The sequence below is a fragment of the Flavivirga eckloniae genome, assembly GCF_002886045.1.
In the GTDB taxonomy this organism is placed as follows: Bacteria; Bacteroidota; Bacteroidia; order Flavobacteriales; family Flavobacteriaceae; genus Flavivirga; species Flavivirga eckloniae.
The window spans coordinates 2,836,186-2,861,358 of the sequence record NZ_CP025791.1; the positions used below are offsets into that span (position 1 = coordinate 2,836,186).

General features: G+C 33.2%; 30 protein-coding genes. 11 read left to right on the forward strand and 19 right to left on the reverse strand.

Annotated elements, in window-relative coordinates:
- Window positions 1–42: 42 nt before the first annotated feature.
- Window positions 43–780, reverse strand: a complete 738-nt coding sequence (locus C1H87_RS11680) for a lysophospholipid acyltransferase family protein (RefSeq protein WP_102755986.1) — start codon at window positions 778–780, stop codon at window positions 43–45.
- A 76-nt stretch (window positions 781–856) separates the two neighbouring features.
- On the opposite strand from C1H87_RS11680, the gene trpS reads away from it, so the two are divergent.
- Complete coding sequence (trpS, locus tag C1H87_RS11685; RefSeq protein WP_102755987.1) at window positions 857–1,825, forward strand: tryptophan--tRNA ligase; 969 nt, start codon at window positions 857–859, stop codon at window positions 1,823–1,825.
- 25 nt (window positions 1,826–1,850) lie between these two features.
- Here the strand turns inward: trpS and dprA are convergent, their stop codons facing one another.
- Complete coding sequence (dprA, locus tag C1H87_RS11690) at window positions 1,851–2,954, reverse strand: DNA-processing protein DprA (protein WP_102755988.1); 1,104 nt, start codon at window positions 2,952–2,954, stop codon at window positions 1,851–1,853.
- A 104-nt stretch (window positions 2,955–3,058) separates the two neighbouring features.
- On the opposite strand from dprA, the gene C1H87_RS11695 reads away from it, so the two are divergent.
- The 3 genes from C1H87_RS11695 (at window position 3,059) to C1H87_RS11705 (ending at window position 4,908) form a co-directional block, all read left to right on the forward strand.
- Window positions 3,059–4,024 carry an HU domain-containing protein gene (locus tag C1H87_RS11695; protein ID WP_102755989.1) on the forward strand — a complete coding sequence of 322 codons (966 nt, stop codon included), beginning with the start codon at window positions 3,059–3,061 and terminating at the stop codon, window positions 4,022–4,024.
- 81 nt (window positions 4,025–4,105) lie between these two features.
- Entirely contained in the window at window positions 4,106–4,615 is a 510-nt protein-coding gene (locus C1H87_RS11700) for an acyl-CoA thioesterase (protein WP_102755990.1), read from the forward strand.
- Window positions 4,616–4,689: 74 nt separating this feature from the next.
- On the forward strand, window positions 4,690–4,908 hold the full coding sequence (locus C1H87_RS11705; protein ID WP_233783100.1) for a DUF6515 family protein: 219 nt from the start codon (window positions 4,690–4,692) through the stop codon (window positions 4,906–4,908).
- Window positions 4,909–4,999: 91 nt separating this feature from the next.
- On the opposite strand, the gene C1H87_RS11710 is transcribed toward C1H87_RS11705, so the two are convergent.
- Complete coding sequence (locus tag C1H87_RS11710) at window positions 5,000–5,356, reverse strand: hypothetical protein (RefSeq protein ID WP_102755992.1); 357 nt, start codon at window positions 5,354–5,356, stop codon at window positions 5,000–5,002.
- 316 nt (window positions 5,357–5,672) lie between these two features.
- On the opposite strand from C1H87_RS11710, the gene C1H87_RS11715 reads away from it, so the two are divergent.
- From C1H87_RS11715 to C1H87_RS11745, 7 genes are all read left to right on the forward strand, one after another.
- Window positions 5,673–5,987 carry a helix-turn-helix domain-containing protein gene (locus C1H87_RS11715; protein ID WP_233783102.1) on the forward strand — a complete coding sequence of 105 codons (315 nt, stop codon included), beginning with the start codon at window positions 5,673–5,675 and terminating at the stop codon, window positions 5,985–5,987.
- Between the two features lie 118 nt (window positions 5,988–6,105).
- Window positions 6,106–6,582, forward strand: coding sequence for a nuclear transport factor 2 family protein (locus C1H87_RS11720; RefSeq protein ID WP_102755993.1), 477 nt, complete (start codon window positions 6,106–6,108; stop codon window positions 6,580–6,582).
- Between the two features lie 142 nt (window positions 6,583–6,724).
- The gene (locus C1H87_RS11725) at window positions 6,725–7,294 is read left to right on the forward strand and encodes a Crp/Fnr family transcriptional regulator (RefSeq protein WP_102755994.1); all 570 of its coding nucleotides are present in this window, start codon (window positions 6,725–6,727) and stop codon (window positions 7,292–7,294) included.
- A gap of 78 nt (window positions 7,295–7,372) precedes the next feature.
- On the forward strand, window positions 7,373–8,128 hold the full coding sequence (locus C1H87_RS11730) for a DJ-1/PfpI family protein (RefSeq protein ID WP_102755995.1): 756 nt from the start codon (window positions 7,373–7,375) through the stop codon (window positions 8,126–8,128).
- 349 nt (window positions 8,129–8,477) lie between these two features.
- Window positions 8,478–9,917, forward strand: a complete 1,440-nt coding sequence (locus tag C1H87_RS11735) for an MBOAT family O-acyltransferase (protein WP_102755996.1) — start codon at window positions 8,478–8,480, stop codon at window positions 9,915–9,917.
- 6 nt (window positions 9,918–9,923) lie between these two features.
- Window positions 9,924–10,829 carry a hypothetical protein gene (locus tag C1H87_RS11740; RefSeq protein ID WP_102755997.1) on the forward strand — a complete coding sequence of 302 codons (906 nt, stop codon included), beginning with the start codon at window positions 9,924–9,926 and terminating at the stop codon, window positions 10,827–10,829.
- Window positions 10,830–10,921: 92 nt separating this feature from the next.
- Window positions 10,922–11,587, forward strand: coding sequence for an outer membrane beta-barrel protein (locus C1H87_RS11745; RefSeq protein WP_102755998.1), 666 nt, complete (start codon window positions 10,922–10,924; stop codon window positions 11,585–11,587).
- A 65-nt stretch (window positions 11,588–11,652) separates the two neighbouring features.
- Here the strand turns inward: C1H87_RS11745 and C1H87_RS11750 are convergent, their stop codons facing one another.
- The 16 genes from C1H87_RS11750 to C1H87_RS11825 form a co-directional block, all read right to left on the reverse strand.
- On the reverse strand, window positions 11,653–12,882 hold the full coding sequence (locus tag C1H87_RS11750) for a murein hydrolase activator EnvC family protein (RefSeq protein WP_102755999.1): 1,230 nt from the start codon (window positions 12,880–12,882) through the stop codon (window positions 11,653–11,655).
- Window positions 12,882–13,649 carry a DUF4292 domain-containing protein gene (locus C1H87_RS11755; protein ID WP_102756000.1) on the reverse strand — a complete coding sequence of 256 codons (768 nt, stop codon included), beginning with the start codon at window positions 13,647–13,649 and terminating at the stop codon, window positions 12,882–12,884. The genes C1H87_RS11750 and C1H87_RS11755 overlap by 1 nt, the downstream gene beginning before the upstream one ends.
- Window positions 13,649–15,010 (reverse strand): tetratricopeptide repeat protein, encoded by a 1,362-nt coding sequence (locus tag C1H87_RS11760; protein WP_102756001.1) that lies wholly within the window; start codon window positions 15,008–15,010, stop codon window positions 13,649–13,651. The genes C1H87_RS11755 and C1H87_RS11760 overlap by 1 nt, the downstream gene beginning before the upstream one ends.
- A gap of 130 nt (window positions 15,011–15,140) precedes the next feature.
- Window positions 15,141–16,160, reverse strand: coding sequence for a sugar phosphate nucleotidyltransferase (locus tag C1H87_RS11765; protein WP_102756002.1), 1,020 nt, complete (start codon window positions 16,158–16,160; stop codon window positions 15,141–15,143).
- Between the two features lie 90 nt (window positions 16,161–16,250).
- Window positions 16,251–16,685: a dUTP diphosphatase gene (dut, locus tag C1H87_RS11770; protein ID WP_102756003.1), complete on the reverse strand. Its 435-nt coding sequence runs from the start codon at window positions 16,683–16,685 to the stop codon at window positions 16,251–16,253.
- A 1-nt stretch (window position 16,686) separates the two neighbouring features.
- Window positions 16,687–18,147: an oligosaccharide flippase family protein gene (locus C1H87_RS11775; RefSeq protein WP_102756004.1), complete on the reverse strand. Its 1,461-nt coding sequence runs from the start codon at window positions 18,145–18,147 to the stop codon at window positions 16,687–16,689.
- 60 nt (window positions 18,148–18,207) lie between these two features.
- Entirely contained in the window at window positions 18,208–18,708 is a 501-nt protein-coding gene (locus C1H87_RS11780; protein ID WP_158655205.1) for a hypothetical protein, read from the reverse strand.
- Window positions 18,709–18,937: 229 nt separating this feature from the next.
- Window positions 18,938–19,798, reverse strand: coding sequence for an ATP synthase F1 subunit gamma (gene atpG / locus C1H87_RS11785; protein WP_102756006.1), 861 nt, complete (start codon window positions 19,796–19,798; stop codon window positions 18,938–18,940).
- 103 nt (window positions 19,799–19,901) lie between these two features.
- Complete coding sequence (atpA, locus tag C1H87_RS11790) at window positions 19,902–21,479, reverse strand: F0F1 ATP synthase subunit alpha (RefSeq protein ID WP_102756007.1); 1,578 nt, start codon at window positions 21,477–21,479, stop codon at window positions 19,902–19,904.
- A gap of 42 nt (window positions 21,480–21,521) precedes the next feature.
- Window positions 21,522–22,058 (reverse strand): ATP synthase F1 subunit delta, encoded by a 537-nt coding sequence (atpH, locus tag C1H87_RS11795; RefSeq protein ID WP_102756008.1) that lies wholly within the window; start codon window positions 22,056–22,058, stop codon window positions 21,522–21,524.
- A complete protein-coding gene (locus tag C1H87_RS11800) occupies window positions 22,058–22,564 on the reverse strand; it encodes a F0F1 ATP synthase subunit B (RefSeq protein ID WP_102756009.1) in 507 nt (168 codons plus the stop codon). Before C1H87_RS11800 ends, atpH begins: the two co-directional genes overlap by 1 nt.
- A gap of 97 nt (window positions 22,565–22,661) precedes the next feature.
- Window positions 22,662–22,853 (reverse strand): ATP synthase F0 subunit C, encoded by a 192-nt coding sequence (atpE, locus tag C1H87_RS11805; RefSeq protein ID WP_102756010.1) that lies wholly within the window; start codon window positions 22,851–22,853, stop codon window positions 22,662–22,664.
- Between the two features lie 106 nt (window positions 22,854–22,959).
- The gene (atpB, locus tag C1H87_RS11810; RefSeq protein ID WP_102756011.1) at window positions 22,960–24,045 is read right to left on the reverse strand and encodes a F0F1 ATP synthase subunit A; all 1,086 of its coding nucleotides are present in this window, start codon (window positions 24,043–24,045) and stop codon (window positions 22,960–22,962) included.
- 117 nt (window positions 24,046–24,162) lie between these two features.
- Window positions 24,163–24,549, reverse strand: coding sequence for a hypothetical protein (locus C1H87_RS11815; RefSeq protein ID WP_102756012.1), 387 nt, complete (start codon window positions 24,547–24,549; stop codon window positions 24,163–24,165).
- Window positions 24,549–24,782, reverse strand: coding sequence for an AtpZ/AtpI family protein (locus C1H87_RS11820; RefSeq protein ID WP_262497873.1), 234 nt, complete (start codon window positions 24,780–24,782; stop codon window positions 24,549–24,551). The genes C1H87_RS11815 and C1H87_RS11820 overlap by 1 nt, the downstream gene beginning before the upstream one ends.
- Window positions 24,739–25,161, reverse strand: coding sequence for a bactofilin family protein (locus C1H87_RS11825; RefSeq protein ID WP_102756014.1), 423 nt, complete (start codon window positions 25,159–25,161; stop codon window positions 24,739–24,741). The genes C1H87_RS11820 and C1H87_RS11825 overlap by 44 nt, the downstream gene beginning before the upstream one ends.
- Between the last annotated feature and the right edge of the window lie 12 nt (window positions 25,162–25,173).

The window sequence follows — 25,173 nt, forward strand, 5'->3', positions numbered from 1 at the left end:
AATCAATATCGAAAAAAAACTGCTCTTCCCCAGAGCAGTTTTTTATTTATTAAAGGTTTGTAGTTGTTTTAAGATAATGTTTCGTGCCATATTATTTAAAGGTTTAGTATCATCGACCGTTAAATTTTCTGTAGATAAGAATTTATGAATCTTAACACGCATTCTTCCGGGACTACCGCTAAAAAATGTAAACGAAAACCGTTTCTTATTATCGGCAAAAGTTAAAGGTACAATAGGTATTTGGTGGTTTATTGCCAATCTAAATGCACCATCTTTAAAAGTATCTAATTCAATATGTTCATCTGGCACACCACCTTCTGGAAAAATACAGATACTTAAACCAGATCGCAATCTCCGCTGTGCTCTTAAAAAAACACCTTTTCTGCTTTTAGAAGAACTTCTGTCTACTAAAATACAAGTACGCTTGTAAAAAAAGCCGAAAAGCGGAATTTTAGCAAGCTCTTTTTTCCCAACAAATACAAACGGGTTTTTAATAGAAGCCAACATCAGCATAATATCTGCCATCGAAGTATGGTTAGCTATAAACATATAGCTCTTATTCTTATCTGGTATTTGTTCTCTATCGATACGATAACCAAACCCCATACCTATTAAAATCATTTTAGCCCAAACTCGCGCAATTTTAAAAAAAAACGGATACCACGATTCTTTAGAAATAGAAATTAAAAGCACTGGAAGCATAATAAGTATAGGCAATCCAACGAGGATATAAAACCAGATACGATATAATACCCAAAAAATGTATTTGAAAACTATCATCGCATCCAAAAATACATAATTGTATTGAGCAATTCTATTAAAAAAATTACCTTTGTGGCTTTATCCAAAAAATATAATGGCAAGAATACTAACAGGTATACAAAGTACAGGAACACCACATTTAGGAAATATTTTAGGGGCTATTATGCCGGCCATAGAGATGGCCAACAACCCTGAAAATGATTCATATCTATTTATCGCAAATCTGCATACTTTAACACAAATAAAAGATGCAGAAACATTGCGTACAAATACATATTCTACAGCCGCTACGTGGTTAGCTTTTGGCTTGGATATAGAAAAAACCGTGTTTTACAGACAAAGTGATATTCCGCAAGTTACAGAGCTATCCTGGTATTTAAGTTGTTTCTTTCCTTATCAACGTTTAACATTGGCGCATAGTTTTAAAGACAAGGCAGATAGGTTAGAAGATGTAAATTCAGGCTTGTTTACCTACCCAATGCTTATGGCTGCCGATATTTTGCTGTACGATGCAGAAATTATTCCTGTTGGAAAAGATCAACTACAGCATATTGAAATGACTCGCGATGTAGCTTCTCGTTTTCATGCTAAAATGGGAGATACATTTGTACAACCCGAGGGTAAAATACAGGAAAATACTAAACTCATTCCAGGAACTGATGGTGAAAAAATGAGCAAGAGTAGAGACAATATCATCAATATATTTTTGGGTGATAAAAAACTGCGCAAGCAAATCATGACCATTCAAACAGATAGCACACCCTTGGAAGATCCGAAAGATTGGAAAACCTGTAATTGTTTTGCCATCTATAATCTGTTGGCTAACGATGAGCAAATTGAAGCCATGAAAGCTAATTATGAAAATGGCGGTTATGGTTACGGCCATGCAAAACAAGCTCTATTCGAATTGATTATTGAGAAATTTGCAGAACAGCGCGAACGTTACAACTACTACATGAATAATCTTAACGAGATTGACAAAGCCTTAGCTTTAGGTGCTGAGAAAGCAACAAAAGTGGCTGACAATGTTTTGAAAAGAGTTAGAGAGAAAGTTGGCTATTAATTTGGCTCTGCAATCCGAACTGGAATTAGACAACCTCAAACAATTTTCCGGGTAAAGGTCTTATTACGCCTTTAAGCTCCATAGTGAGCAATACACTAGCTATTTTAAAAGTAGGCATATTGCAATTAACAGCAATTATATCTAGTTGTTGCTTATTATTCTCCTTTAAGTATGAATAAACTGTTTTCTCTGTAGCATCCAATTCAACAAACAATCGTTTCTGTACGGCTGGTTTTTCATCTGCTTCTAATTCCCAATTTAAAATATAAGGCACATCCAAAGGCGTAGTAAGCATATGTGCCTTTTGGTGTTTTATTAAATTGTTACATCCTATACTTTGGCTATCTGTTGTTCTTCCTGGAACAGCAAACACATCTCTATTATAAGAATTAGCAATATCTGCAGTTACCAAACTTCCGCCTTTCTCTGCAGATTCTATAACAATGGTCGCTTCGCTTAAACCTGCAATAACCCTATTTCGCTTTAAAAAGTTTGTTCTTTCGAATTTGTCGCTGCTCCAAAAATCGGTAAAAAACCCTCCGTTTTTCAATATATCATTCTTATACTTTTCGTGCACTTTGGGGTAAACTTGATTCAGTCCATGCGCCAAACAGCCAATAGTTTGCAAATTATTTTTAATAGCAGCTTTATGTGCCGTAATATCGGTTCCGTATGCAAAGCCAGAAATGATAATAGGATTATAAGGCTTTAAAGTTTCCACCAAATCTTCACAAAATGCTATACCGTTAGTGGTTATCTTTCGGGCACCTACTATACTAATAATATGTTGCTGTTTTAAGTTATTATTACCCATTTGAAACAATAAAATAGGACCATCGATACAATGCTTTAATTTTTCCGGATAACTCCCGTCTTTAAAATAAGATACTTTAATCTTGTTCGATTTTATAAAGTCAATCTCTTTTTCTGCAGCTAATAAATGATGCGCTTCAAACAAATCACTCAAAACGACATGCCCAATACCATTAATTTTTAAAAGATTTTGTTTCTTTTCCTTTAAAACAGCCTCTGCCGAACCACAATTCGAAATAAGACGTTTGGCGGTTATATCGCCAATATTAGGCACATGTTGTAATGCGAGTGTATAAAGCAAATCATTTTCCGTCATTCTATATTATTGATTTTGAGATTGCAATAAAAGAATTTTCACACATTTAATAAATAGTTACATCTAACTTTTATTTGAAAGTATAATTCTTTAACTTTGTTTTTATGCAATTAGAGACCTACATAAGCGATTTACTATATAGATATGAGTGTGTTACGGTTCCTGAGTTTGGAGCTTTTTTAACACAACGTACATCAGCAACCATTCATGAAAGTACAAATGCTTTTTATCCACCAAAAAAAATGGTGTCGTTTAATGAGCAAATTCAAAAAAATGATGGCTTGCTGGCAAATTATATTGCCGATATTGAAAAAATCCCTTTTGAGGTTGCCACCAAAAAAATTGCAAAGCGCGTTAGAGTATTAAAATCTTATTTAACTCAAGGAGAAACGCTCTCATTTAAAAATATTGGTGAGATTACGTTTAATAGCGAAGGTAAAATTTTATTCGAACCTTCGAACCATCTTAACTATCTAACCGATTCCTTTGGTTTATCACAATATGTATCACCTCCGGTAACGAGAGAGACTTACAAAGAACCTATGGTAATCCGAGAGGCATACAAAGAGAAAGTAGAAACCATCGAAAAGGTAGTTCCTATTATAGTTACTCCAGAAAAACGTAACATAAGACCTTACTTAAAATATGCTGCTGTTGGTTTAATTGCCTTAACACTTGCTGGTTTTGCTGGCTCTAATTATTACATAAATAAAGTGGAGCAGCACAATCAATTAGCTCAAGAAGAAGCTACGCAGCAATTAGAAACCAAAATACAAAAGGCAACATTTAATTTAAACCCGCTTCCTGCTATTACTTTAAATGTAGATAAACAAACAGGTAGTTATCACATTGTTGCCGATGCATTTCGAATTGAGGAAAACTCCGATTTAAAAGTTAAACAACTTAGAGCTTTAGGTTATAACGCCAGAAAAATAGGCACTAATAAATTCGGATTGCATCTTGTTGTATATTCTAGCTACGAAAATGGCCAAGATGCTCTTAAAGCCGTTCGTGAAATTAGAAATACGCACAACAGAGATGCTTGGATATTGATTAAAAAATTGGATTAGGTTTATATCGTAATTCGCTTCTTTTTACTTCTTTAATATTTAAAAGCATAGTACCTTTGCAGCATCTTTAAAAAAGACATCATGCGTGCAAAAACACCCGAACAATCTAAAACGATTCTCACCGACATGGTTTTACCTGGTGAAACCAACCCTTTAAACAACTTATTTGGTGGTGAATTACTGGCAAGAATGGATCGTGCTGCAAGTATCGCTGCAAGGCGTCACTCAAGACGTATCGTGGTAACCGCTTCGGTTAATCACGTTGCTTTTAACAGGGCAGTTCCTTTAGGCAGTGTTGTAACTGTAGAGGCGAAAGTGTCTCGCGCTTTTAAAACTTCTATGGAAGTGTTTATTGATGTTTGGATAGAAGACAGGGAGTCTGGTGATAAAACAAAAGCAAACGAAGCGATTTACACTTTTGTGGCTGTAGATGAAACCGGACGCCCAATAGCTATTCCCGAAATAACTCCAGAAACCGACTTGGAAAAAGAACGTTTTGATGCCGCATTGCGCCGTAAACAATTAAGCTTATTATTAGCTGGTAAAATAAAACCAAATGATGCTACTGAGTTAAAGGCTTTATTTGAATAAATAAAAGAATTTCTTTTGGATTAAACCTTTTATTTTTTAGCAAGTCTTATAGTAAAATCAAATCTAAAAAAGCTATGAGACATTTAATTATTTTATTTTTCGCGTTGTGCACCATGAGTTTAACATCTTGCGCTACTCGCACGCACGTTGTTACAAAACCAAACAGAGTAACCGTTGTAAAAACAGCGCCAAAACACTACAAAATTGTTAATGTAAGAGGTAAACGTTATTATTTCTGGAACGGAAACCACTATAGAAAAACTAGAAGAGGTTATGTTCTTGTAAGAGTGTAAGCTTCATCCTGCCTTAGTCCATTTTGAGTACTTTGACTATGTTCAGCATAAACTAAAGTCGAAAGGCTGGAATGGAAGAGCCAAAAGCATCTCAATTCGAGATGCTTTTTTGGCTCTTACTATCAACACAAATTATTTTATCTGCTTTAATACATTGGTGAATATTTTCAACAATCATAATTGGGGAAATGGAGTCCCTGTTATTAAAATATAAAGCAGGAAATTTATCGTAGAACTCATCAAATTCTTTTCTTGCCAAAAGATCTGTTCCGTTATTATAACTCTTATTAATACGAATAACGATAATAACTTTTAGCCCCGTTATGCAATGCTTTACAACGTTATCTGCTAAACCAGATTGGTTTAACAGTGCCATCAATTTGACTATAGTAGTATAAGGAGGTAACACAATATCATCAGGCGATATATAGGCTTCTGTTTTTTCCATAGAACTTTAACGTTTTTATAAGATTCAAAAATTATAAGTTGGAGTTAACATTCAACAGGTGCTGAAATGAATTCAGCACTTATGCCCATAATGCATGAAAACAAAAAGGCGTGGAACTCAACTTACCTGAATTGAGGTACTGGTATACCTTATAGCGATAAGAGAGCCCACGCCCGGGTACGTGAGCCAATCTGCTTATCGTCTCGCTATAAAAAGTACCAGTTTTCAATTCAGAGACTCAAAGCGATAGCTTCTAATATTTTATGTACGAAGAATCGCAAATATATGTTATTGGAGACTAATATAATAAAAATTCATGATTTGGGTGTATATCCCCAAAGAGATTTTTCAAATTAATACCAATTTCACTCAAAATAGAGTAATGGACGTTGATGACGCATTAAATAAATTTTTAATCGCTTTTGGTAAAAGAGTGAAAGAGCTTAGAGAAAGTAAAAATTATACTCTCGAAGAGATAGATGCTTTATGCGATATTGACCCAAGTGATTTTAGTAAAATCGAAAAAGGAAAAACGAATATTACTTTTCGCACTTTAATTAAAATTTCTAATGGCTTAAATGTCAATCCTAAGGAACTATTAGATTTCGAATCAAAAAAAGATAATTTTTAAATAGATAATCTTTTTAACTACTACCTTACTTTTTGAAATTAGCGAACACAAACAGTTAATTTTAGATTATTAACTTGATTTGATTGTATATACCGATGAATAAATACAAAAAATAAAAATGAATAAAACAATTCTTAAACTATTAGCTTTTTCAACATTAATTTTTATTGTTGGATGTGGTAAAGCAAATAACAGCAATACTAAATTGATAACCGACAAAGACAAGGAAGTCTTACGGTATTTAAAAGAAGTTGAATGGCCTAAAGCATATGCAGAACAAGACACTTTGCTCTTAGATAGAATTTTGGGAGAAGATTTTAAAATGATAGACCATTCAGGAAATTGGTATAGTAAGAAAGATGAATTAGATTGGATTAAAAAAAATTCTACAAATAACGATTCTTTCAATTATGAAATAAAGAGATTTGAAATTTTAGATAATGGAACTGCAGTTATTTGTGGAACAGGTCATATTTTAAAAGATTCAGTAAAATCAATTTACCAATCGAGCAATGTACTTGTAAAAAGAGAAGGGAAATGGAAGGCAGTATTATCTCATGTTTCAGGATTCAAAAATATTGAAGAAGAAGAATGAATAAAAACGATAAAATCTAAAAATTCTTCCTACTGATGCTCGTTTGAAACGAGTACTACACAATTTTTAACATCTATTTGTTTGGAGAAATGCCATTCCTCTCTAAAGATATTTTTATATTTATTTGAGCATACTAAAACAAATGGCTGAAAGTATTTTAATAAACCATATTAAATCTTATTTAATCCTTTCAGAAAAAGAATTATCTGAAATTGCGCGCTTTTTCGATTATCATTCTTTCAATAAAAAAGACACACTACTCCATGCAGAAAAACGTTGCGACAAGCTATTTTTTGTTATAAAAGGATGTTTGCAATTATATTTTATTGATGGTTTGAGTAACCCAAAAACCTCACAATTTGCCATAGAGAATTGGTGGCTAACCGATTTTTTAGCATTTCAAAACCAACAACCATCCAATTTCTATATAGAAACAGTCGAAAATTCAGAGGTTCTATCAATCTCTTTTTCAAAATATCAAGAGCTATTAGATACATTCCCTAAAATGGAAAAATATTTTAGAAACATTTACGAAACGGCTTATGGTGCTGCATTAATGCGTATAAAATATATGAACAGCCTTTCTAAAGAAGATATGTTTTTAATGTTTCGGGATAATTTTCCGGAATTTGTGCAACGTGTACCACAATACCTTTTAGCAAGTTTTCTTGGCTTAACTCCAGAGTATTTGAGCGAGATTAAAAGAAAGTAACTTTCTTAAACCAGCTTAATTTTTTCTACAATTGATTTTATCAACTTTGTTTTACATTAAATAAAGGATAAATAAACTATGAAACATTTAAGCATTATAACAACACTTTTTCTAGTCTCTATTTTTATTAGCTGTAATACCGAGAAATCAAAAACCAGCAGCAATAATGAGACTATTAATCAAGTAGCAGCACAATCGGACACGCTAACAAAACACTTAAAACCATTTAAACCGGAGTTACCGACAATAGGGCTTCTTATGTTTAATGGTGTTTTGCAAGGAGAAGTTATAGCTACATCGGATGTTTTTGCAAAACCAGACAAAAACATGAAACAAATTTTTAATGTAATAACTATAGCAGAAACGGAAAAACCCATCACAACCGAAGAAGGTATGCGATTTGTTCCCGATTACACTTTTAAGAACTGTCCAAAATTAACCGCCTTATTTGTTCCTAGTGGTTACGATATGTACGCACAGGTGCATAATGAGCAAATGGTAGATTTTATTAAAAAGAAAAACAACGAAACTAAATACATAGTAAGCAATTGTGCCGGGGCTCAGCTTATAGGTCAATCTGGGATTGCAGATGGACATAAAATAGTCACCTATATTGGAGGAGGAAAACAACTGCAGAAGGAATACCCAAATTTAAAAGTTCAAAATGATAGTTTGGTAACTTTTGTTGAAGACGGAAAATTTAGCTCCTCGAACGGAAACTTGACCAGCTATATTTCTGCTCTAAATTTAGTAGAAAAAATGACCAGTACTGAGCATAGGGAATTTATAGAAAGTTATTTATACATTGACCGACTTCAAAATTGGAAGAAATAAGTGCTTTTCTGTTGTCATATTATTTTGAGTACAGTCGAAGATCAGTAAATCTTGGGTTTCATAGATCTTCGACTGTACTCAAACTCATATTTACGGCTTAACCCCTAACAGTCCGTTATAACAGATGGCTATAGTGAAAGATATCCTTTGAGCAATACAGAAAACAAAAATCCCTGCCTTATTTTATAAATATATCCTTTTATTCTGATTTTTTAATTGATCTGAAGTTACACCTCTTTATCTTATATTTGATTTTTACATAAAAATAAACACTCCTTTATGGAGGTTATGTGATTTAGATAACAAGAGGTTATGAAAAAATTAGATATCAAAAAACCAGAATAAAAGAATGCTTTTTAACTCTATAGACTTTGCTATATTCTTACCCATCATTTTTATTCTTTATTGGTTTGTAACTAACAAGAACTTAAAACTACAAAACTTATTAATCGTAGTAGCAAGTTATACCTTTTATGGCTGGTGGGATTGGCGATTTTTAGCTTTAATACTTTTTAGCACTATAATAGATTATTCCGTTGGTGTTAGTTTATCAAAACAAGAAAATCCAACCAAAAGAAAAACGCTTCTTTGGGTAAGTATTTTAGTAAATCTTGGGTTTTTAGGTTTTTTTAAGTATTATAATTTCTTCCTTGATAATTTTGTGACAGCATTTTCACTTTTTGGAACAGAAATAAAAACAAGCTCTTTAAACATTATTTTACCAGTTGGGATTAGTTTTTATACGTTTCAAACCTTAAGTTATTCAATAGATGTTTACAAAAGAAAACTTGAACCAACTAGAGATTTTATTTCATTCTCAGCATTTGTTAGTTTCTTTCCTCAATTAGTTGCTGGACCAATTGAACGAGCCACAAATTTACTACCTCAATTCTATAAAAAGCGAAAATTCGACTACTCGAAAGCAGTCGATGGTATGCAACAGATACTTTGGGGTTTATTTAAAAAAATAGTAATTGCCGACACATGTGCTCAATACGCTAATATAATTTTCAACAGTTCTTCTCAATATTCTGGTAGCACACTGGTTCTTGGAGCCGTATTTTTTGCGTTTCAAATTTATGGCGATTTTTCGGGCTATTCAGATATAGCCATAGGTACTTCACGCCTATTTGGGTTTAACTTAAAGCAAAATTTTGCTTTTCCATACTTTTCGAGAGATATTGCAGAGTTTTGGAGACGTTGGCATATATCACTTTCCACCTGGTTTAGAGATTACCTTTATATTCCTTTGGGCGGTAGTCGGGGAGGATCGTGGAATACAATCAGGAATGTATTTATCATTTTTATTGTAAGTGGGTTTTGGCACGGAGCGAATTGGACATTTATAATCTGGGGTACTTTAAATGCTCTATATTTTTTACCCATTATTTTAACAAATAACAACAGAAATAATTTAGATATTGTAGCTCAAGGTAAATATTTACCAAGTATCAAAGAGTTATTCTTCATGCTAATTACATTTGGGTTAACGGTTTTAGCTTGGATTTTTTTTAGAGCCGAAAACATAACACATGCGTTCAATATTTTTTCAGAAATATTTTCTAGCTCTCTTTTTTCAATTCCAGAAATCAGACCTAAAATCTTATTTTTCACAACGCTATTCTTTATAGTTTTTGAATGGTTAGGACGCCATGAAGAATTTGCCTTAGGAAACTTAAACATGCGATACCCTAGAGCTATTAGATATCCTTTATACCTTATATTAGCTACTACGATACTAATGTTTAGCGGAGGCAAAGCTGAAGAGTTTATATACTTCCAATTCTAATTTATCATGAATAAATTCATCATTAAATCTCTAATATTCTCTTCTATTACTTTAATCATATTCCTGTGGATCTGTTTAAAGGCAGATGGATACTCAGATCCTTTTTATATTAGGTTTACTACTCCAAAGCAAAATTCATTAATTCTAGGTACTTCAAGAGCAGCGCAAGGGTTACAACCAAAAGTATTTAATGCTACCTTAAACGAAAATATTTCAAATTATTCCTTTACCATGGCACATAGTCCTTTTGGACCTACTTACTTAAATAGCATCAAGAAAAAGGTTAATTCACATGCAAAAAACGGCACATTCATAGTTACTGTAGATCCTTGGAGTTTGTCCAGTTTTACAAAAACCCCAAATGACTCTTCATCTTTTAGAGAATTAAAACTAGAGCTAGAAAACACACCAATCGTTAATATGAACCCTAATGTTGTTTATTTACTAAATAACTGGAATAAAAACTACTATAATTTAATATGGCACAAAAAATCAAAAATGTTTTTGCATAAAGATGGATGGCTTGAAGTAAATATTAGTTTAGATTCGATTGATATTTTAAACATAGAAAATAAAGAGAAAATGTACAGAGAAAGTATGTTGCCTATAGCACAATTCTCGAAAACCAGATTTAATTATTTAAAACAGACTATTACTTTCCTAAAAAAACATGGAGAAGTATATTTAGTAAGGCTACCTATTCATCCAAAAATCATGCAGATAGAAAATGAGCTAATGCCTAATTTTGATAACGACATAAAAGAAGTTGTTTCTTTAACCCGTGGCTATTTAGATTTAACAAACAGGAACTCTGATTTTAATTATACAGACGGCAATCATTTACATAAAACATCTGGTAAAATAGTATCGGAAATTGTTGCATCTTGGATAAACAAATTAAAAACACAATAGCATACACTGGAAATCGCCCCACAAAGTCCTTATAATTTGGTCTATTAGATTATACTTGCAGAAAACAAAAATTGATTCTCAATAAGTTAAAAATGAAATACTCAAAATTTACCATCCTATTTCTAATGTTCTTAACAACCCTATCCTTTTCCCAGGACTATAGTGGCAAAAAATTTAAAATCGGACTAAATTTAGGGGCAAATCTATCTGATTTTAACGGCTCTGTTTATGACAAATATAGTCCAGTAACAAGTTATTCTTTTGGACTTTCCGTTGAATACATTATAAGTGAAAAATGGTCATTATTATCAAACATTAACTACGATAATAAAATAATGAAATTCGAAAACTTCAGAACAATAAATTTAAATGGCGATTATTTTTTTGTAGATACTAAAACGATATTTAACTATCTTAATATACCTCTTAACCTTAGGTATAATATTGGAAAACGTAATAACATATTAGCAGATGCTGGTATATTTTACAATTATTTTCTTAATCTGGAACATGTAACTACAAGACAAGATACTGGAGAAAAAGGAGCTTATTTCTCTAAACCGAGAATAAAAAAATACGACTATGGTTTTTTAATCGGATTTGGATATAGATTTAATTTAGGCAATAAGAATTATTTATCCTTTATTGTAAGAGATGAATTTGGTTTACCTAATCTCTACGATTACAAAACTAATTCATCATTAAATCTAAAAACGAATACTCTTAAACTTATATTAAACTGGCAATTTTTAATATAATGGTTTATAACTGGTGGGTAGTTTTAAGCAAAATAAAAACACATGTAACGTTCTACCTTAAGGTATCACATTTTATAAATCCAAGAAGCTGGATTTTCTGTTTTTGTTCCTTTAGATATTGTAAATCTTAAAATGGTTTCGCCGTTAGAAGGGTTTGTAAAAACCTCTCCTATAACTTGTTTGGTGGATACTTTATCTCCTTTTTTAACATAAACATTGGATAGGTTTCTGTATAATGTTAAATAATTTCCATGGCGAATCATTACGATGGGATTTACGTTTTTCATTTTAAGTATTTCGCTCACCTCACCATCAAAAACAGCTCTTACTTTAGCCCCTTTTTGGGTGGCAATTCGTACTCCATTACTTTTTATTGTTAAAGATTTATCAATGGGATGACGCTGTGTACCGTAACCTAATCTTACTACCCCTCTTTCAACCGGCCAGGGTAATTTACCTTTGTTCGCTACAAAATTAGATGCTAAAACTTTTTCTTCAGCCGTAAGCGCAAAACTTTTTGTACTTGTTACTTTACCCGCTTTTTTATTGGATTTTGCAATAGCAGCTTTAATAATACGGTCTATCTCTCTATCAATTCTATCGGCTTCTCGCTGTTTCTTTCTTATTTGAGAAGCATATAATGATAAGTTTCTTTTAATGGTCTTCATAAGAGCCTCATGCTCTTTACGCTCAGATTCCAAAGATTTCTGAATCTCCCTGTTCTCTGCGATTAACCGTTTTTTGTCTTCTTTTTGATTTTGCAGGTCTTTATTAATATCCTGTAATTCCAGTGCCTTAGACTTTATGGTTTCTCCTTGTTGTTTTTGATGATCTGAATACTGTTTTATATACTGTAACCGCTTATAGGCTTGCTTAAAATCGTCTGAAGACAGCAAAAACATGATCCTGCTTTGCTTGTTCTTGCTTTTATAAGACTTGACTACCATGGCAGCATAATCTTCCTTTAATTGGCTTAATTCGCTTCTTAAAGTTGAGATTTTCTTTTGGTTCGAATTAATTTTGCGGGTTAGTAAATTTGCTTGCTGATTGGTAACTTTAATCAAGTTAGATAAAACATTTATCTTATGATTGAAATCTTCTATTAACGATATCTGCGATTTTTCCTTTGACTTGTTTTCGGCACGCAATTCATTTATTCTCTGTATTTCCCTGCGTAATTCCTTTCGTCGGGTTTCCAACTCCTTTTGCTTGTTATTCTGGGAAAACACAAAAGAACTACATAGCAAAAGAGCTAGAAAAAAAACTGCCCTGTATGAAAATGTTATATTTAGCATTAAAGTTTTATTTCTTTAAAACCAGAGGGTATCTTAAAAGGAAATCGTAAATCCTCATTTAAAGTAATGTTTTTAAACTCTAAATTTATAATAGTTTCTTGGTTAGCCTCCACTGCAATCACTTTTATTTTTTGTGGCAGAAACTGTTTTTCAACATCCTGATACGATAAGTAATCGATCTGTAAATGCCTAAACTCCTTTGGCTGCGATATTTGTTGCGACTTAACTTTAAAATGCGACGGATCCAATAAAAAGAATATCTCGAAAAGCTCACGTTGTCTCTTTGGTTGAAGAACATATGAACCATCATTAACAGACCCTTTATAGGTACCATCTTTTAAATTAAATATTGTTTCTCCCAGCAATAGATTTTGAACTTTTTGAAAATCCAATTCAGTACCCAGCAAATCACTTAAATACTTATAATCACCATCAAAATAGGTGTTGTCCAGTTTATTATAAAAACTAACTTTTTCTGGTGTAACTAGGGCTTTTACTATCGAAAAAGTAGCGCTAATCCATAAGGCTTCATTCTTTTTAGCTCTAAAACTTACCGAATGTGTTTGTGAGTCTCCTCTTTGTGTATAGGTTATTTTAAGCGTAGACTTAAGTGTTTTAAAGTCTGGTGCTTTTTTCGCATTTTCCTTTATTAATTGCTTTGTAGAAAGTTTATAGTTGGCTTCACCTTCTACTATTGTTTTTGATGACTTGCAATTACATACCAATAGTATTAAAAAGACTAAAGTAAGTTGAGAGCGTATTTTCATTAATTCGAACTTTCTAATTGTTTTGCTTTATCACTAAACGTTTTTGCTTTAGTGGTATTGTTTAATAGGGTATATGCCTTACTTAGCTGGTTGTAAAAATCTGCTTCCATCTTGGTATCATCAATAATATAATCTAGTCCCATTTCTAAAGCTTCAATTGCCTTTTTTGGTTGATTTAATTGATTTAACGCAACACCATTTATTAAATAGAAAATAGGTTGGGCTGGATACTTTTGAAACGCTTCGTTACTTTTTTCTTCTGCCAAATTATACTTCTGTAAATCTATATATAACAACAGTACATTACGTAATACCCCAAAATTATTTGTTTCTAATTTTAATGCAGCCTCAAAATATTCTAACGCCTTTTCTTTATTCTTCTTTGCTAAATAGTACTGTCCTAATTCGATGAGCGTTTTACTATTATTATTGCTGCTAACCATCGCTGTAGCTTCTACCAGATCTGCTTCGTATTGCGGGTTATTACCAACAAACTTTACAAAATCTGTTAATACTTTAAGTTTGGTATCTGGTTTTATCTCGTTACTGTTAACAACAATTTTCATCGACTCGATAGCTTTTTCAGCATTGTTATCATCTAAATAAAACTTATACAAAGCTAAATGTACTAGTTGCGAATTCGGATTGATTTTTAGAAGTTCCTTAGCGGTTTGAAATGCTTTTTCCTTTTCGTTGTTTTCGCTATAGCGGAAAATCAGGGCTAAATAATTAGATTCTTTGTCAGGATGACTCTCCACCCGTTCTTCAAGATTCTTTATTTGGTCATTTTTTCGCCCAGTTTCTTCATAAATTTGGTTACGCATCCTGTCACGAGCTTTCGAAATTCCAAATTTTGAATCTAATTCGTCTAAAAGCTTTAAAGCTTCATCATACTCTTCAGCTCTTAGGTAAAGTGATGCTAAATCCTCTTTATAGTCAGGATGGTACTTAACAAGTTGCTTAACCGTTTTTAAGGCTTTACCGATTTCGTTTTGCGAAGTATAGAATCCGTACAAGGCATCTAAAAACCACTCGTTGTCTGGGTCTTTACTAACTGCCTTTTTTAAGGCTTCTTCTGCAGCATTAAAATTTTTAAGCTTGTAATAGTTTTTTCCTAATTCGAAATATAGAACTGGTACAGAATTATCTAATTCTATACATTTAAGAAGCGCTTCAACCGATCTGTCGTAATTTTCAATACCTTTTTGTTTTAAGGCTTCGTAAAAAAGTTCCTGAAACTTGTCTTCTACATTGCCAAGGTCGTCGTCCGGTTTTTTATTAAAATCTACTTGGGCATAGTTTAACTGTGGATATAGTAACATTCCAAAGATTAAAAATAGTATGTAGATTTTATTTTTCATTTTATTATGTGATGTCTCACTCTGTTCGACATGACCAATTGGTTTCAAAAAAGTATTATATAGATGAAATAACAAAAGTTATTCCGAAAATTAACTAATGGGATTCCCTTCTGCGAGGGGAATGCATGAATTATTCTAATACTGAATAGTCACCAATACTAACCGACGTGTAATTTCCATCATATTTAACATGATTACCAATCATAGCGTCATCTAAATTAGCGTTTTTAATTGTTGTATTTGTTTGAATTAAGCTATTCTTAACACTTGAATTTTCAATAACTGTATTATTTCCTATAGACACATGTGGGCCAATGGTACTATCTTTAAGAACAACATTTTCACCAATAAAACAAGGCTCTATAATTGTTGAATTATCCAGTTTTGCCGAAGCCGAAACTAATTGCTCTTGTCCATCTGCTTTTAAAAAGCCTAACATCCTTTCATTAGTTTCAATGGTTATGGCTTTATTACCACAATCCATCCATTCATCAACTGTTCCCGTTTTAAAAACTTTCCCTTCTGCCATCATACGCTTAATACCGTCATTAATTTGGTATTCGCCTCCGTTCATAACATTTTCATCTAGTATTTCTTGTAGCTTGCCTTTTAAAACAGCTACATCTTTAAAATAATAAATTCCGATAACGGCTTGATCGCTTACAAAGGTCTCTGGTTTTTCAACAAGCTCTACAATCTCTTGGTTTTCATTTAATTTAACAACACCGTAAGCTTCTGGGTTTTCAACTTGTTTTGTCCAAATAACACTATCTGCCATTGGGTCTAAATCAAATTCAGCTCTAATTAATGTATCTGCATATGCTATTACAGCAGGTCCAGACAGAGATGGTTTTGCACACATAATGGCATGACCCGTTCCCAGTGGTTGATCTTGACGGTAGATAGAAGCTTTAGCTCCCAAACTTTTTGCTAAATCTTGTAAACTAGACACCACATCGTCACCAAACCAAGCTGGATCTCCTAAAACAAACGCTATTTCTTCTATAGGTTGCTTTAAAACTTTGGCAATATCTTTTACTAATCTATGAACTATGGGTTGCCCTGCTACCGGAATTAATGGTTTTGGAACTGTTAAACTGTGCGGACGTAAACGAGAGCCTCGCCCTGCCATTGGTACTATTATTTTCATTTTTAAAGTTGATTCGTTTATTTGTAAAGTTGTTTATACGGTTTAATACAACTTCTTTTTATTCAAAAATCGTTAATCGTAATTCGTCAATCACTTCACTCCCGTACTACCAAAACCACCTTCACCTCTAGACGTTTCAGATAATTCTTCAACAGCAATCCATTCAGCGCGTTCGTGCTTAGCTATAACCAATTGTGCAACACGTTCGCCATCTTCAATAGTAAAATCTTCGTTTGAAAGATTCACCAGAATCACGCCAATTTCGCCTCTATAATCGGCATCCACTGTTCCCGGAGCATTTAAAACTGTAATTCCCTTTTTTGCTGCCAGTCCGCTACGTGGGCGTACTTGAGCTTCAAACCCAATAGGAAGCTCTATAAACAAACCTGTTTTAACTATGGTACGCTCTAAAGGCTTTAACGTAATTGGTTCTGTAATATTTGCTCTTAAATCCATCCCGGCCGACGCTATGGTCTCATAATGTGGCAAGTTATGACTTGATTTGTTTATTATTTTAATTTGCATGTTATCGTTTTAATAATTGTTTTATTTGATTTCTTTCGGAAATATAAACAAAGCCCAAAAATACAATTAACATTGATATACCCATTATATAATTGCCTCTAAATTGATAGAATGACAGCCATGATAACCCTACTGAAAGTACTAGATAAAGTCCAATTTTTCTAAGGTTGTAAGGAATGGGATAATACTTTCTTCCAAAATAGTAAGACAATAACATCATTGTTGCATAAGCGACAAGCGTGGCTACAGCCGATGCTTTGTAACTATAGCTCTTAATAAATAGAAAATTGATGACTAGAGTTACTACTGCTCCAATAATTGAAATGTAGGCTCCAAATTTTGTTCTGTCGGTTATCTTATACCAAACAGATAAATTATGATAAATACCTAAACAGAAATTAGCCAACAAAATAATTGGAACAACCCATATGGCTTCCCAATAAGCTTCACTTCTTACAATAATTGGTTTTAAAACATCTACAAAAACAACTACGCCAAGTAAAATAATAGCCCCAAATGCCACGAAAAACTCTAGTATTTTGGCATAATTCTTTTGAGGGTTTTCGGTGTTGGCATGACTAAAAAAGAAAGGTTCAATACCAAGCCTATAAGCCGTAGCGAACAAGGTCATAAATAAAGCCAGCTTATAGCAGGCTGAATACATACCTATATGGGTTTTAGCTATATCTTCGGGAAGCAGATAATCTAATAAAATACGATCGAAGGTTTCGTTAATCGAAAAGGCAATTCCTGCAATTAAAACAGGGAGCGCATAGCGCATCATTTTTTTCCATAGTTCCGAATTGAATACATACTTAATCTTAGCATAAAAAGGAAGCATGAGTATTAGGGTTACTGCACTTGCCCCTAAATTGGCTATAAAAATATAACTGATTTCAAAGTTTGGTCTGTAAATACTTTTAAATATTGAATCACTATCTGCTAGGTCTTTTAATGCCAGTAAGAAGAATAGATTCAACCCTAGGTTAATGACTACATTTAAAATTTTAATTATTGCATAACGCATAGGTCTTTGCGTTGCTCTTAGCCATGCAAAAGGAACAATAACCAGAGCGTCCAACAACAAAATCCATATAACCAGATTAATATATTTTACATCAATATCTATAAATGATGCTATTTGATTTTGACAAATTAAAGCCAATGCAAAAAAGCCAACGGATGAGGTTATTAAAGAAATTGTTGAGGTGCCTAATACACTACTTTTATCACCCTCTTTATTGAAGAATCTAAAAAAGGCGGTTTCCATACCATAGGCTAAAACAACATTGAATAATACAAAGTATGAAAAGATAACTGATACTTCTCCATACTCTGCCACGGAAGACAACACGCCTTCTGAAGTATAAAGCGGCACTAATAAAAAGCTCAACATTCTGGGAAGCACAGTTGCTAATCCGTAAATAAATGTTTGCTTAAATAATGATTTAAGTGCGCTCAATGCCTGGTTTTTTTAATCTGCTAAAAATACGTTTTTAGCTCATGTAAACCAAAAGATAAGTTATTGCTTATTAAATGGCATATTAAGACGCTTTTCCGATGCTTTTTGGGTAATATTAGGAATTTTGTGATACTTGGTCTTATTACCTTTTTTATATGTAACAACGCATTCTGTATCGTTTAATTCGAAAGGCATCTTTTTAGTGAGTTTAGGAACTTCATTTTTATATTCCTCCAATCGATTACTACTCATAATAATATCTTGTTTTTTGTTAGCTTCAGATTTAAAGCGCCCTACAAAAACAGTCTCTCCCTTAAGTTCCAACTTTACTTGCTGCTCTTTAAAATAAAGACTATCCAACATAATATCATTAGGGTTTGATTTTATTGGAATGAAGAGATTGTAGCCTGAACCTCCACCTTCTACTCCAGAAGTCCAATGTTGGTAGTATACATTATCTATTTCTAAAGGTAATTTATCTTCTAACTTTTGAGTGCTTGCACATTGTGAAAAACCTATAACGATTAACAAAAACAATAATGAGTTCAATATATTCTTCAATGGTTTATTTTTTAAAGTTTAATTTTACAAAAGACGTAAGACTGCTTTGTTATTATAACTTAAGAACAAAGACTAGATTGCTTCTAACGGTTACTATTATTAAATTTAACTAGGCAATAATAGTTATAAATATATGATTTCAAAATTGATGCCATAAAAAAAGCCTCGCAAAACTTGAGAGGCTTTTTATTAAAACCCTTCGATTGCTCGAGGGTCAAACGTTGTCTTTTTAATTATTTAAAGCCTCAGCACCTCCAACGATCTCAAGGATTTCGTTAGTAATAGCTGCCTGACGTGCCTTATTATATGTTAATTTAAGTTGATCTCTCAACTCTGTTGCGTTATCTGTAGCTTTATGCATCGCAGTCATACGAGCACCGTGCTCACTTGCAAATGAATCTCTAACGCCTTTGTATAATTGTGTTTTTAAGGATTTTGGTATTAGCTGCTCAACAATCTCTGCCTTAGCTGGCTCAAAAATGTAATCTGCATTACTATTCGTATCACCTTCAACAGGAACAATTGGTAAAAACTGCTCGGTCATTACAATTTGAGTGGCTGCATTTTTAAACTTATTGTAAATGATTTCGATTTTATCAAACTCACCCGAAACAAATTTATCCATTAATAGCTCGGCAATTGCTGCAACATTATCGAAGGTTAAATCGTCAAAAACGTCACTTTTATTAGCAATTACTCTGTCTTGTTTAACAAAAGCATCATTAGTTTTCTTTCCTATTGCTACAATAGATACATTTTTATCTGCATAAACATTATCAATTAAATTTTGTGTTTCCTTAATAATGTTCGAATTAAAAGCACCACATAAACCTCTGTTAGAGGTAATAGGAACAATTAATACGTTTTTAACTTCACGCTGCGTTGCAAATTTACTTCCTGAATCTGCATCTAAAGTTGCACTCAAGCTTTGTAAAAGCTCTGTTAACTTATCTGCATAAGGACGCATTGCCGTAATAGCATCTTGGGCCTTCTTTAACTTTGCAGCAGATACCATTTTCATGGCACTGGTAATCTGCATCGTTGAAGATACCGATGATATTCTGTTACGTATTTCTTTTAAGTTTGCCATTGGCCCCACCTAACCTCCCCAAAGGGAAGGGATTTTTATTAATTGTACTTAATATTTTAGATCCTCCTGATTACTCCTCCCTTTTGAGGAGGGCGGGAGGGGTTTAATTGTATTTACCTGATAAATCCTTTGCTACAGCAGCTAATGTATCTGTAACTTCATCAGTTAATTTTCCTGACTTTAAAGTATCTAAAATACCTCTATGCTTAGCGTTTAAGAATTCAATGAAATCTCTTTCGAATTCTTTTACTTTCTCTACAGGAACATCTTTTAACAAGTTTTTAGATCCTGCATAAATAATAGCAACTTGATCTTCAACAGTAAAAGGATCGTTTTGAGCTTGTTTTAAGATCTCAACGTTACGTTTACCTTTTTCAATTACGTTTAAAGTTGCTGCATCTAGATCGGAACCAAACTTAGCGAATGCTTCTAGTTCACGGAACTGTGCTTGGTCTAACTTTAACGTACCTGCTACTTTCTTCATTGATTTAATCTGTGCATTACCACCAACACGCGATACTGAAATACCTACGTTAATTGCAGGACGTACACCAGAGTTAAATAAATCTGACTCTAAGAATATTTGTCCGTCTGTAATAGAAATTACGTTTGTTGGAATATATGCCGATACGTCACCTGCTTGTGTTTCAATAATCGGTAGTGCTGTTAAAGAACCTCCACCTTTTACTATCGGTTTTAATGACTCAGGAAGATCGTTCATATCTTTAGCAATACTATCATCGTTGATCACCTTAGCAGAACGCTCTAATAATCTTGAGTGTAAGTAGAAAACGTCACCTGGATACGCCTCACGTCCTGGTGGACGACGTAATAATAAAGATACCTCACGGTATGCTACCGCTTGTTTAGATAAATCATCATAAATGATTAAAGCTGGACGACCAGTATCTCTAAAATACTCACCAATTGCAGCACCTGCCATTGGAGCGTATACCTGCATTGGAGCAGGATCTGATGCGTTTGCTGCAACAATAGTAGTGTAAGCAAGAGCTCCTTTATCTTCTAATGTTTTAGCAATGTTTGCTACTGTAGATGCTTTTTGACCTACGGCAACATATATACAGTATACAGGCTCACCTGCATCGTAAAATTCTTTTTGATTTAAGATGGTATCAATACAAACTGTTGTTTTACCAGTTTGACGATCACCAATAACCAACTCACGTTGTCCACGACCTACAGGAATCATCGCATCGATAGATTTAATACCTGTTTGTAATGGTTCTGTTACTGGCTCACGGAAAATAACACCAGGAGCTTTACGCTCTAGAGGCATTTCGTAAGTCTCTCCAGAGATAGGTCCTTTACCATCAATTGGATTTCCTAAAGTATCTACAACACGTCCAACAATACCTTCTCCAACATTAATAGAAGCGATACGTCCTGTACGCTTTACAGTAGATCCTTCTCTAACTCCTACAGAAGCACCTAATAATACAATACCTACATTATCTTCTTCAAGGTTAAGTACAATACCTTCTAATCCACCATCGAACTCTACTAACTCACCATATTGAGCGTTAGCTAATCCGTAAGCACGTACAATACCATCACCTACTGTTAATACTGTTCCTACCTCATCTAATGAAGCGCCTGCTTCAAAACCTGAAAGTTGTTGTTTTAAGATTGCTGATATTTCAGCTGGTTTTACTTCTGCCATCTTAGTTATTTATTTCTACCCTTCGACAAGCTCTGGGCAAGTTTAATTTAATGTAAATTCTCTTTTTAATTTGTTAAGTTGATTTGCAATACTTGCGTCGTATTGAATATCTCCTATACGTAAAATGAAACCACCTAAAATGCTTTCATCTACAATGTTTTCTATCTCAACATTTTTACCTGTAAGTTCTTTGGCTTTTACCAGAACTTTTTTCTCTAAATCTGCTGTTAATGCAACGGCTGTTGTAACTGTTGCTAGCTCTATACCTTTCGATTGATCAAATAACTGATTATATTTTAACGCTACATGCCCTAAAATATCAATTCTGTTATTACTGATTAAAATATCTACTAAGCTTAGAGTTGTTTTATCTGATTTTTTAAAAACCTCTAATACAACTGCTTTTTTTACTGAAGGACTAATCACAGGACTTTGAAGCGTCTCGCTTAAGTCTTTGCTTTCTGCAATAGTATTAGCTATTAGCTTCATATCATTATTTACGGCTTCTGCCGATTTTTGATCTGATGCTAAACTTAATACTGCTTTTGCGTAACGTATTGCTGCTCTTGTTCCTGCCATTATACTCCTGTTAATGATTTTTCACCTAACATAGTTTCAACCAACTCTAATTGCTTGTCTTTGTTAGATAATTCATTACGCACTACTTTCTCAGCAATATTTAAAGATAAATCTGCCATGTGATTTTTAAGCTCAGCCATTGCTGCTTTCTTCTCGCTTTCGATAGCTGCTTGTGCTTGTTGAATCATTTTATTAGCTTGATCTTGAGCTTCTCCTTTAGCATCTTCAATCATTTTATTCTTGATATCACGTGCTTCCTTTAACATAGCCTCTCTTTCAGCTCTGGCTTCTTTTAATAATTTTTGATTATCAGCTTGAAGGTTTTCCATTTCTAATTTTGCCTTTTCAGCAGAATCCAATGCATTTTTAATTCCTTCTTCTCTATCATTTACAGCATCTAAAATAGGTTTCCATGCAAATTTTCTCAATAAGAAAATTAATGCAACGAAAAGAATTGCCATCCAAAAAAACAGTCCTAATGAAAACTGATCAAGTAACTTTTCCATAATAGTTTATATATATTTCTAAAAAATAACTTCTGTTTAATTTTAAAAGAACAGTTATAACCAACCGTTATAACTGTTTCTTTTTTGATTTTGATAATTATACTGCGAATAACGCAGCAAATCCAATACCTTCAATTAAGGCTGCAGCAATAAGCATAGCCGTTTGAATTTTTCCTGTAGCTTCTGGTTGACGTGCAATTGCTTCCATAGCTGAACCACCGATCCTTCCGATCCCGATTCCTGCTCCAATTACTACTAAACCTGCTCCTACGATAGCTGGAATTTCCATAATATATATATAATTAAAAATTAAACATTCAATTTTAATTCGGCTACACTCGGTAACCACATTTCGTCAACAATTTGTGCGAAACGCTCAAACACTACCAACTTAATTAATGATGATCGTGCTCTTCAACAGCTGCTCCAAAATATAAAGCGGATAGCATTGTAAATATATAGGCTTGTAGTGCTGCTACTAACAGTTCTAATATACCCAATACAAATGCTAGTAAGAATGACAATGGACTACCAAGCCAGTTCTTAAAAATAAACATCATTCCAATTAAACTCATTAATACGATATGCCCTGCTGTAATATTTGCATACAAACGAATCATTAATGAGAATGGTTTTATTATAGTTCCCAATAATTCTATTGGAGCTAGTATAATTTTCATTGGTACTGGCACGCCTGGCATCCAAAAGATGTGTTTCCAGTAATCTTTCTTTCCTGAAAATGTCGTGATTAAATACGTAACGATAGCTAAACAAAATGTTACGGCTATATTGTTCGTTACATTAACTCCTAGCGGTGTTAAACCGAACAGATTAACAATCCAAATAAAGAAAAAGACCGTTAACAAATAACTCATGTATTTCTTATAATGCTTTTCTCCAATGTTTGGACGTGCAATATCATCACGAATATAAAGCACGATAGGCTCTAATAAACGCCCCATTCCTTTTGGCATACCATTATTCTTTTTATATGCTTTAGCCATTCTGCTAAACATAAAGAACATGATTAAGAATACCACAAAAATCATGAATACGTTTTTCGTGAATGAAAAATCCAATGGCTTTTCATTCGTGGCATGGTGTTGATCGTCTAAAACGATTTCTCCATTAGCGCCATCTACTTTATATATTTTTCCGTGATGTTGTTTGTAAAAATTACCGTCTACTTCGGCAACTGTTTCACCATGATGGAATTTAGAAGAAGAAAAAACCTTTAATCCATTATCCCATAAAATAACTGGTAACGGAAATCCGATGTGTTTATGTTCTCCTTCATCGGTTGTATAGGAATACAAACCAAAATCGTAAGAATCTTGTAAATGGTGCTGAATATATTCCTTTATTTCTGTTTTCTTATCGGTTTTTTGTTCACCGTGACCTTCTTGTTCTTTACCAAAAGAAGTAAAGGTTACTAAAAGCAGTAATAATGTAATTGGTTTTAAAGATATTTTTCTTCGCATATCACTCTAAATAATAGTGGCTTAAAAATCGGTGCAAAGGTATGTTTTTAAATCAAAAACAAAAATAATTTTGCTCTTTTATTTTAAAGCATCGTTATAACGAAAAGGTTATAGTCTTTACTCCAGTTTATTCAACCATTTACTTAAACTTACAGATTCTAAAATTAAACCGAAAGCATAGGGCACAAAAAAGGATGCAAACTCTAGTTTAGAGATTGTACCATCTAATTTATATAAAGGATAAAACACCACAAAAAAGACTGCAAATTTTAACACACTTCCTGCTAAAAATAAAAACCCTAACTGGCTTTTATATTTTTTTCTAAGTAGATAAAGCACCCCAAAAATCACTATGATTAAAACGAGGTTTACTACATAAGATAATACGATTTTATTTTCGAAAAGCGGAAGGTCTAAAAGACGTAATACTCCTAAGTGAACACCAAAAATTGCTATAAAAACGATATTGGCTTTTACTGTAAAATTAAAAAACGGGTTACTCATCAATATTTAATTCTATTGACCTGTTTAAGAACTGCGTACAACGAAATGGCAACCCCTAAAAGGGTCATAATTATAATGTATAGCTTCTCACCATCATTATAATTTGTATCAAGCCACTTACCCAGAAGAACAAACAGGTAAATAGTAATACCCATTTGCAAACCTATTCCTGTAAGGATGGCAGCATTTTTAAGCTGTTTTTTCGGCTTCTGGTCTTTTTTGTTGTTGTCCACCTTTATTCATTTCTTTTACGGTGCCTTTCATAACGCAAGTTACGTTAAAAGTAGCTCCAGGCTCTACAGCTAATTTACCAGCAACTACTTCGCCTTCAACATAAGCAGATGTTTTTAATGTTAATGTACCTGAAAGCTCTAATTTTCCAGAAAACTTACCTTCAAAATAGGCATCTGTTCCGTTTAAAGTTCCTTTAACGAAACCTGTTTTACCAACAACTACTTTTCCTGAAGTTTTAATATTTCCTTCTATTATTCCGTCGATTCTAAAATCGCCTTCACTAGTTAAGTCACCAACCATTTTGGTGCCTTGAGATACAATGTTTTGACTTGGTTTTCCTTCTACCATTTGTTTTTCTTTTTTATTATCAGAGAACATATTGCTATTAAT